Source organism: Angustibacter peucedani (assembly GCF_054779595.1).
Window position 1 is genome coordinate 1 of record NZ_BAAGXY010000122.1, and the last position, 7926, is coordinate 7926.

The 7926-nt window shown below is 75.6% G+C and carries 9 protein-coding genes and 1 pseudogene; 1 reads left to right on the plus strand and 9 read right to left on the minus strand.

Annotation, left to right across the window (positions count from 1 at the left end):
• Together ACYVJ4_RS16955 and ACYVJ4_RS16960 are read right to left on the minus strand one after the other, a co-directional pair.
• Window positions 1-347, minus strand: a pseudogene (locus tag ACYVJ4_RS16955) (hypothetical protein); the annotation flags it as partial.
• Between the two features lie 93 nt (window positions 348-440).
• Window positions 441-746, minus strand: coding sequence for a hypothetical protein (locus ACYVJ4_RS16960; protein WP_460461268.1), 306 nt, complete (start codon window positions 744-746; stop codon window positions 441-443).
• 76 nt (window positions 747-822) lie between these two features.
• On the opposite strand from ACYVJ4_RS16960, the gene ACYVJ4_RS16965 reads away from it, so the two are divergent.
• A complete protein-coding gene (locus ACYVJ4_RS16965; RefSeq protein ID WP_460461269.1) occupies window positions 823-1347 on the plus strand; it encodes a pyridoxamine 5'-phosphate oxidase family protein in 525 nt (174 codons plus the stop codon).
• Here ACYVJ4_RS16965 and ACYVJ4_RS16970 read toward each other — a convergent pair.
• The 7 genes from ACYVJ4_RS16970 to ACYVJ4_RS17000 all read right to left on the minus strand — a co-directional run bounded on the left by ACYVJ4_RS16970 (window position 1344) and on the right by ACYVJ4_RS17000 (window position 7891).
• On the minus strand, window positions 1344-1706 hold the full coding sequence (locus ACYVJ4_RS16970) for a hypothetical protein (protein WP_460461270.1): 363 nt from the start codon (window positions 1704-1706) through the stop codon (window positions 1344-1346). The two genes, ACYVJ4_RS16965 and ACYVJ4_RS16970, sit on opposite strands and share 4 nt — an antisense overlap.
• Before the next feature lie 29 nt (window positions 1707-1735).
• The gene (locus ACYVJ4_RS16975) at window positions 1736-3043 is read right to left on the minus strand and encodes an EAL and HDOD domain-containing protein (RefSeq protein WP_460461271.1); all 1308 of its coding nucleotides are present in this window, start codon (window positions 3041-3043) and stop codon (window positions 1736-1738) included.
• 116 nt (window positions 3044-3159) lie between these two features.
• The gene (locus ACYVJ4_RS16980) at window positions 3160-5091 is read right to left on the minus strand and encodes a sensor domain-containing diguanylate cyclase (protein ID WP_460461272.1); all 1932 of its coding nucleotides are present in this window, start codon (window positions 5089-5091) and stop codon (window positions 3160-3162) included.
• Between the two features lie 135 nt (window positions 5092-5226).
• Complete coding sequence (locus ACYVJ4_RS16985; RefSeq protein WP_460461273.1) at window positions 5227-5409, minus strand: hypothetical protein; 183 nt, start codon at window positions 5407-5409, stop codon at window positions 5227-5229.
• 15 nt (window positions 5410-5424) lie between these two features.
• Window positions 5425-6261, minus strand: coding sequence for a glycosyltransferase family 2 protein (locus tag ACYVJ4_RS16990; RefSeq protein WP_460461274.1), 837 nt, complete (start codon window positions 6259-6261; stop codon window positions 5425-5427).
• The gene (locus ACYVJ4_RS16995) at window positions 6258-7634 is read right to left on the minus strand and encodes a PIG-L family deacetylase (RefSeq protein WP_460461275.1); all 1377 of its coding nucleotides are present in this window, start codon (window positions 7632-7634) and stop codon (window positions 6258-6260) included. Before ACYVJ4_RS16995 ends, ACYVJ4_RS16990 begins: the two co-directional genes overlap by 4 nt.
• Window positions 7635-7639: 5 nt before the next feature.
• Window positions 7640-7891 carry a hypothetical protein gene (locus ACYVJ4_RS17000; protein WP_460461276.1) on the minus strand — a complete coding sequence of 84 codons (252 nt, stop codon included), beginning with the start codon at window positions 7889-7891 and terminating at the stop codon, window positions 7640-7642.
• Between the last annotated feature and the right edge of the window lie 35 nt (window positions 7892-7926).

Here is a 7926-nt window from a genome sequence, read left to right on the forward strand (position 1 = left end):
GCGATGACATCGGCCTGCTCCCCGCTGATCACTCCCGCCAGCAGCGCCTCCCGGGTCGGCTCCAGCTCGGGCGCGGCGGGCGAGCGGTAGAACGCCTCGGCCCGGGCGGCGATCCGCGCCGCCTCACCCGGACTCACCGCCGGCAGCTCGCGCCGCACCCACGCCGCCAGGTCACGGCACCCGCTCTGCCGCGGCAATCCCCGCTGCTGGGCTTCGGCCGCGACCTGCACCATCGCCACCTCGGCCATGCGCACCTGGTGCTCGAACCGTCGCAGCTCGGCGCCCAGCCCGGCGTCCGCCACCTGCCACACGGCAGTGGAGGGCGGTCGCCCGGCGGTTGTCGTCATGCGTCAAACCTAGAGGCAGCAACCGACAAACCGCTGCGGCACAACAGACCTGTGGACGACGTGACCACCGCTGTCCACAGGTGGACGACGACGTCAGCCGCCGGCCGGGCACTCGTGCGGGTGCTCCGCGCGGTCCACGACCGTCACGCGCTCGGCCCGCGACGGGCCCGACCTCACGTCCGGCACCTCGACGTCGACGCAGTCGTCGACCCGCAGGTCCTCGGTGAGCCCGTCCTTCATCACGCACTGCCCGCCAGCCTCGGGTGCGCCGATGCAGACCTGCTCGCCCGACACCTGCGTCACCTGCCCGACGAACCGGACGCCAGCGATGCCGCTGACGCAGCCCGGCATCACCAGGACACCGCCGGCCACGACCAGCAGGGCTCGCCCTCGTCCCACGCTCCCCCCTCCGTCGCGCGCCAGCATCGCAGAGACCACCCGATGAGTCCGGGCGCCACGGGAGGTCTACCCCCGCATGGACACCAAGAACCTGGCAGACCTCTACGACCTGCCGCCCGTGCCGTGGCAGCAGGTGAAGGACGAGCTGGACGCCGGCCTCGACCGCGCGCGTCCGGCCGACCGGCCGACGACCCAATGGCTGGCCACCACCAACCCCGACGGCAGCACGCACCTCACCGGCGTGGGCGCCCTGTGGTTCGACGACGCGTTCTGGTTCACCAGCGGGCTCGGTGCGCGCAAGGCCCAGAACGCGCTGCGCACCGGGCGCTGCTCGATCGCCGTCCCGCTGCCTGGTCTCGACCTCGCGGTCGACGGCGACGTGACGCTCGTCGACGACCCCGGCCAGGTGGCCGCGGCGGTGCAGCGCTATGCGGACGGCGGCTGGCCGGCCACCGTCGACGAGCCCGGCACCGCGGTCACGGCGCCGTTCAGCGCCCCCTCGGCCGGACCGCCCCCGTGGCGCGTCTTCCGGGTCGTGCCGCGCGAGGTCACCGTCGTGCTGTCGGAGGAGCCGGGCGGCGCGACCCGCTTCCGGCTCTAGTCCTGCTGCGCCAACCGCTCGGCGTGGTCGCGCTCGTCGTCCCGGACGTCGTCGGCGCCCTCGCGCACGAGGGTCCAGGACGACGTCCGGCCGTCGGGTCCGTCGAGCGCCCCCGACCCCAGCGCCTCGCCGATGAGCGTGCGCACGCGGGGCTCGTCGTCCGGCGCGGCGGCGAACAGCGTGCGGACGTGCAGCACCGGACCCACCCGCTCGACCGCGGTGTGGTGCGGGGCCAGCGGGCACGGGCCGTCGTGCTCCCAGCTGCCGCAGAGCGCGAGGGTGATCGCACCACCCGGCGCGCGGTCGTCGGCCGAGGCCCCGACGACGAGGTCGGCGGTGTGCGCGTAGGCGTTCCTCACGCCGACGATCATGGCACCGCGCGAGCGCCTCAGGTGCCGAGCGTGTCGCTCACCAGCGCGACGGCGGCCGACCACGACTCGAGGTAGGCGCGCGACAGGGCGAACGCCGAGACGCCGTAGCGCGGACCCGCGAGCGGGTCGCCGAGCTCGTGCGCCGTGACGGCGTCGAGCACCGCGCCGAGCGGTCCGTGGCCGTGCACGAGCTGGTCGACGACGCGCTCGGGAAGGCCGGCGCCCTCGGCGATCGAGCGGACGTCGGCCCCGAGCAACCACGCCACGCCGCTGAGCAGCCCGGCGGTGTACGCCTCTCCCGGCTGGGCCAGGCGGTGGCGGTCGGCGACCAGCCGGCAGCAGGCGGCGCGGGCGATGACGGTGGCGAGCCGGTCGGACGCCGCACCGGTCGAGCCGCCGACGAGCGTGAGCATGACCCACGCGCTGAGGGCGGCCGGGCCGAGCAGCACGACGGCCTGGCGCAACGAGGTGATCTGGCGCTGCGCGGTGCTGGCCACGCCGGCCGAGTTCGCCGTGCCGAGCACCCGCAGGCTGAGCCCGGGGTCGCCGGCCACCGCGCGCTCGATGTCGGACGTCGTCGCGTCGGGGTCGTTGAGCACCCGCAGCAGCTGCAGGCAGCCGAGCTGGGTCGGCGAGAGCCGCGCCGCCTGGAGCATCGTCGGGCGGTGGAAGTGGTAGCCCTGGAACAGGTCGAAGCCGAGGTCGAGGCAGGTCTGCAGCATCGCCGCGTCCTCGACGCGCTCGGCGAGCAGCTGCGCGCCCGGGGCGTCCTCGCGGGTCTGCGCGACGAGAGCGCCGAGCCGCTCCCACACCGAGGTGACCTCGATCTTGACGACGTCCGCGATGCCGAGCAGCGGGCGGCGGTGCTCCTCGCCGACGAAGTCGTCGACCGCGAGCCGGAAGCCGCGCGATCGCAGCTCCCGCACGCCCTCGAGCAGCTCGTCGTCGACCGCCACGTCCTCGAGCACCTCGAGCACCAGGTCGCTGGGGCCGAACGGCATCGGCAGCGAGCCGACGAGGAAGGCGCGGGTCAGGTTGATGAACAACGGCTTGCCGTTGCCGAGCTGGTCGACGCCGAAGTCGCCGAACGTCGAGGTGATGACCTGCGAGGTCGCCAGGTCGCCGACGGAGGGCGCTCCCTCGGACCGCAGCGGCGACGGCGCCGCCATCGACAGGTCGGCCGCGTTGCTCGAGCCGCCGCGGAAGAGCAGCTCGTGCGCGACGATCGCGCCGTCGCGGTCGTGGATCGCCTGCCGCGCGATGCGCGCCAGCGGCGAGACGACGTCCGACGACGTCCCGCTGCCCCCACCCACCGTGACCGTCACCGACCGACCCTTTCCCGAGACCTGCTCCGACACCTATGACGTCGACCGTCGCGGGGCGCTCCTGTAGCCGGGCGCCGTCGGCGAACGGGTGGTTCCCTTCCGTGGAAGCGATCGACCTACGAGGCGATCCGGTTCCGGCCGGCGGCCTTCGCGCGGTACAGGGCGTCGTCCGCGCGCTTGAGGCCGGCGGTGACGGTCTCGGCGGTGTCCCACGTCGCGATGCCGAACGAGCACGTCTGGGCGCCCGGGACGGCCAGCCGCAGGCGGTCCAGCGCCTGCACGGCCTGCTCGGCGTCGCAGCCCGGCAGCGCGATGGCGAACTCCTCGCCGCCCCATCGGGCGACGACGTCCACCTCGCGCAGCACCCGGGCCGACGCGTCGGCGAAGGCCCGCAGCAGCTGGTCGCCGGTCTCGTGGCCGAACTCGTCGTTGTAGGCCTTGAAGTGGTCGAGGTCGGCGAGTGCCAGGGTCAGCGGCTCGCCGGTACGACGTGACTGCGCCGTCAGCAGCTGCAGCCGCTCGTACCAGCCGCGCCGGTTGACCAGCCCGGTGAGCGGGTCGGTCGTCGCGAGCGACTGGAGCTGGCTGCGCAGCACCTGGGCCGTCAGCGCCGCACCGGTCTCGTCGGCGATCGTGCCGACGACGGCCGCGGCGCGGTCCTCCAGGCTGGTCACCGGGTGGGTCCAGCCGACGACGAGCACCGCGACGACGACGCCGTCGCTGCGGACGGGCTCGACCAGCGTCGAGCGGGTGCCGGTGAGCTCGGCGAGCGCCGGGTTGACCAGCGGGTTGTCGGTGATGTCCGGGATGAAGACGCGCTCGCCGTGGTTGAAGGCGTGCACGCTGGCCGACGTGGCGGTGCGCGCGATCCGGGTGCCGTCGGTGGGGATGCCCGCGCTCGCGGTGACGAGCAGGTCGTCGCCGTCGGCCTCGGCGAGCGCGACCGAGTGCGCGCCGGCCAGCCGCTTCACGGCCTCCACGACGACCGGCCGCGGGTCGAGGCCGGACTGGCCGCAGCGCGCGACGTCGGCGACGGCGGCGAGGTCCTCGCGCGAGTGCTGCAGCTCGAGCTCGGCCTGCTTGCGGTCGGTGACGTCCTGCACGTGGGCGAGGGTCCACTGCTGGCCCTGCGGTCCCGGCACGGCGGTGATGGTGAGCCAGGCCCAGACGAGCTCGCCGTCCGGGCGCCGGTAGCGCTTCTCGACGCGCAGCACCCCGTCCTCGGAGGCCGCGAGCAGCTGCTGCGCCCGGCCGTGCATCGCGAGGTCGTCGACGTGGGTGAACTCGCGCGACGACCGGCCGAACAGCTCCTCGGGCGAGCGGCCGAGCAGCGTGGCGAGGGCGTGGTTCACCTCGACGAAGTGGCCGTGCTCGTCGGCCAGGCCGATGCCGACCGGGCTGTCCTCGAACACCCCGTGGTAGCGCTGCTCCGACGCCTCGACCCGCTCGCGGGCGGCGGTGAGCTCGGCGACCTGGGCGTCGAGCTGCGCCGCACCCTCGCGCAGCGACCGTTCGGCGCGGGCCCGCACGCCGTGCACGACGTAGGCCATGTACGCGGCGAGCGCGAGGCCGAGGACGAACGGCTCGACCACCGCGAGCTCGCGCTGCGGACCGAGTGCCACGACGACGAGCCAGACCGCGAGCGCCGGGCCGACGAGCGCCACCAGCACGCGCCGCGACGTCACGACCGCACCCATGCCGACCACGGTCAGCATCAGCACGATGGTCTGGCGCAGGAAGCCGGTCACGGCGACGTGCACGAGCGAGTGGACGACGGGCAGCGCCACGACCGCGGTGAGGGCCGGCTCGAGCAGGTGCCGGGGGACGAGGCGGCGGGCGGCTGCGACGGCGACCCCGGCGGCCGCGACGCTGAACGCCAGCGTCAGGGCGACCAGGGCGACGCGGGCGCCACCGGTGAGGTTCAGGACGTGCGCGACCGCGAGCACGACGAACAGCACCGACACCACGCGGGCGACCTGGACGACGGTCGCGCGCGGCGATTCGGCGACGTGCTGGCGCCGGCGGGCGGCGCTGCGCTCTGCTCCCACGAGGGATGCGTCGGCACGTGCGCGCCGTCGCTTGACCCGTTCGGAGCAACGCGAAGGGCACCCGCGTGCGTCTCGCGGGTGCCCCTCGTCAGGTGCGGCCCGGTGAGGGGCCAGGTGTGCAGCTCGGGCGGGCGGTCAGGCGCCGCCGTCGGCACCGCCGTCGTGCTGGCCGGGCGTGCCGTCGGCACCGCCGTCCGCGGGGCCCTCGGCGCCGCCGTCAGCACCGCCGTCAGCACCGCCGTCCTGCTGGCCCGGCACGCCGGTCGCGCCGCCGTCCGCGGGGCCCTCGGTGGTCGGGTCCGGTGTGCTCTCGCTCATGTCTCCTCCTGGAGGTCACCCGGTGGCCGGCACCGGCACCGCTCCGGCGCCACCCGCGCCGTCGTCCCCCCATGAGTAGCCGGGATCGAGAGGTCCCGCCACTCGAAGCGGACCCGCGCCGCGCGGGTGACCGGCCAGGCGCCGCAGGTCGGCGCCGACGCCCTCGGGGGCGCGGCCGTGGCGGCGCGCGCTGGTCAGGACCGGACCCGAGGACGTCGTGACCACCACGGCGCCCGGCAGGCGCGCCACCGACCGGCTGAGCGCGACGTCCTCGTGCGAGCGCACCCGCGGGAACCCGCCCGCGGCGAGGTACCGGCTGGCCCGCACGCCGAGGTTGGCGCCGTGGACGTGCGGGTGGCCGCCGCCGGGCCGCAGCCGGTCGGCGTAGTCGCGGCGCCAGGCCGTGGCCACCGGGTCGACGTGCTCGGGCGCCAGGTCGACCGTGCCGAGCAGCAGGTCGACGCCCGCGTCCGCGAGCTCGACCTGGTCGTGCAGCCAGGACGGCGGCACCTGGCTGTCGGCGTCCGTGCTGGCCAGCCACACTGACGACCACGGCGGTGCCGGGTCGGCCTGCGCCAGGCGCCGCAGCCCGTGCCGCACCCCGTGCCGCCGCGCGCCCCCGGCCGACCCGACCTGCGTGCGCAAGCCCACCACGCCGGGTCGCCCGGCCACGACGTCGGCCGTGGCGTCGGTGCACCGGTCGAGCGCGACCACGACGGTGGCCGGCACGGCGAGCGCCCCGACGGCGACTGCGAGGGCGTCGAGGCAGCCCGGCAGCAGCTCCTGCTCGTCGCGCGCCGGGACCACCACCAGCACGTGCTGCACGGCCGGCACCGGCCACCGCCGGCTCACGGCGCGAGACCGCCCGCCCGCGCCACGCTGGTGGCGGGGGCAGGCACCAGGACGTCGAGCACGAAGTCCTCCTCGACGTGACGGGCGAGCGAGGTCAGCCGCGGGTGGGCGTGCAGCGCCGCGTGGACGTCGTCGCCCCGGGTCGGGTGCTCGGCCACCGGGTGCCGCCAGTGGCAGGCCACGAGGACGCCGTCGTCGGCGAGGCAGCCGGCCGCCCGGTCGACCAGCTCGCGCAGGTCGGAACCGGCGGTGTAGTAGCCGACCTCGCTGAGCAGCACCAGGTCGAAGGTGCCGGCCGGCCAGCCACCGGGCACGGCGCGCTGGTCGACCGCGACGTGCGGGTGGCTCGCCGTGCGGCGGCGGGCGGCCTCGACCGCCGGCTCGGCGACGTCCCAGGCCACGACCTCGTCGCACCGGGTCGCCAGCTCGACGGTCAGCAGGCCGGTCGAGCACCCGGGCTCGAAGGCGCGACGGAACCGCTCGCGCGGCAGGCTGGCCAGGGTGATCGCACGCTTGCGCCGCTCGTACCAGCGGGTCTCGAAGCCCCACGGGTCGTCGGCGTTGTCGGCGTAGAACTCCTCGAAGAAGGCCGCCGGTACCGAACGACGCGCGGCCGGCTCGGTGACGACGAAGGTCTCGTGCGGACGACGGAACTGCGCGAGGACCTCGGCCGGCAGCAGCACCTCGTCACCCGGCGCGGCCGACAGCGGCTCGACCTGCGAGACGTGGTGGTCGAGCGCGATCTGCTTGCGGCGCAACGGTTCTGCGGCGAGCGGCAGCACCTGGGTACGGCTCGGCGGGAAGGGCGGCGCCTCCGGGTCGCCCCAGTGCCAGGCCCAGACCGGGTACTCCAGGAGCACCAGCCCGTGGTCGCTCGCCGCCGCGGCGGCCACCTCGCCAGCCGCCGAATGGTCGGGATGGCGGTCGTCCCGCCAGGGTGCGGCGACCAGGACCGGCTCACCAGATCCGTCGTGCAGCAACCGGTCCAGCGTCTCGCGCAGCTGCGCGGCGTGGTCTGCCAGCGCGCCGTCCGGCAGCTGGAGCCGGTGCAGCCGGGCGTCGGGCGCGAGCTCGGCGACGGCCGCGCGCACCTCCTCGCCCCGGCGGACGGCGAGCTCGGCGGGGGTCGTGGTCGTCGACCCCGGGTGCGACGACTCGCCGTCCGTGGCGACGACGACGTCGACCCGACCACCCCGGCTCGCGACCGTCGCCGCCAGCCCGCCGGCGCCGAGCGTCTCGTCGTCCGGGTGGGCTGCGACCACCACGAGGTGCGCTCCGTGCGGCAGGTCGAGCCCGGGCAGCTGCTGGCGCGCGAACCACCGCTGCCACGCGGGTTCGGCGGTGCCCGGCTCGAGGTGGGTGAAGGTCGGCACGGCGGTCACCAGGGAGCGGCGCCGGCGGCCACCGCGCGCCCGATCGCCGCCACGTCGCGCTCGGCGTGGTGCTGGCGCAGGTAGACCGTCAGGTCGGCGACGCGGCGGGCGTGGACGTCGTCCAGGGCGAGCGGGGCCGGGCCCAGGGCGTGCCCGACCCGTTGCAGCACCTGCTCGGCCGTGGCGGCGACGGTCGAGCGCACCTGGTTCGCGAGCAGCGCTCCGGCGTCGCCGTCGGCAAGTCGGATCGTAGCCATGTCGTTCTGTGAGCCAAGGAGTTGCCATTACCGTT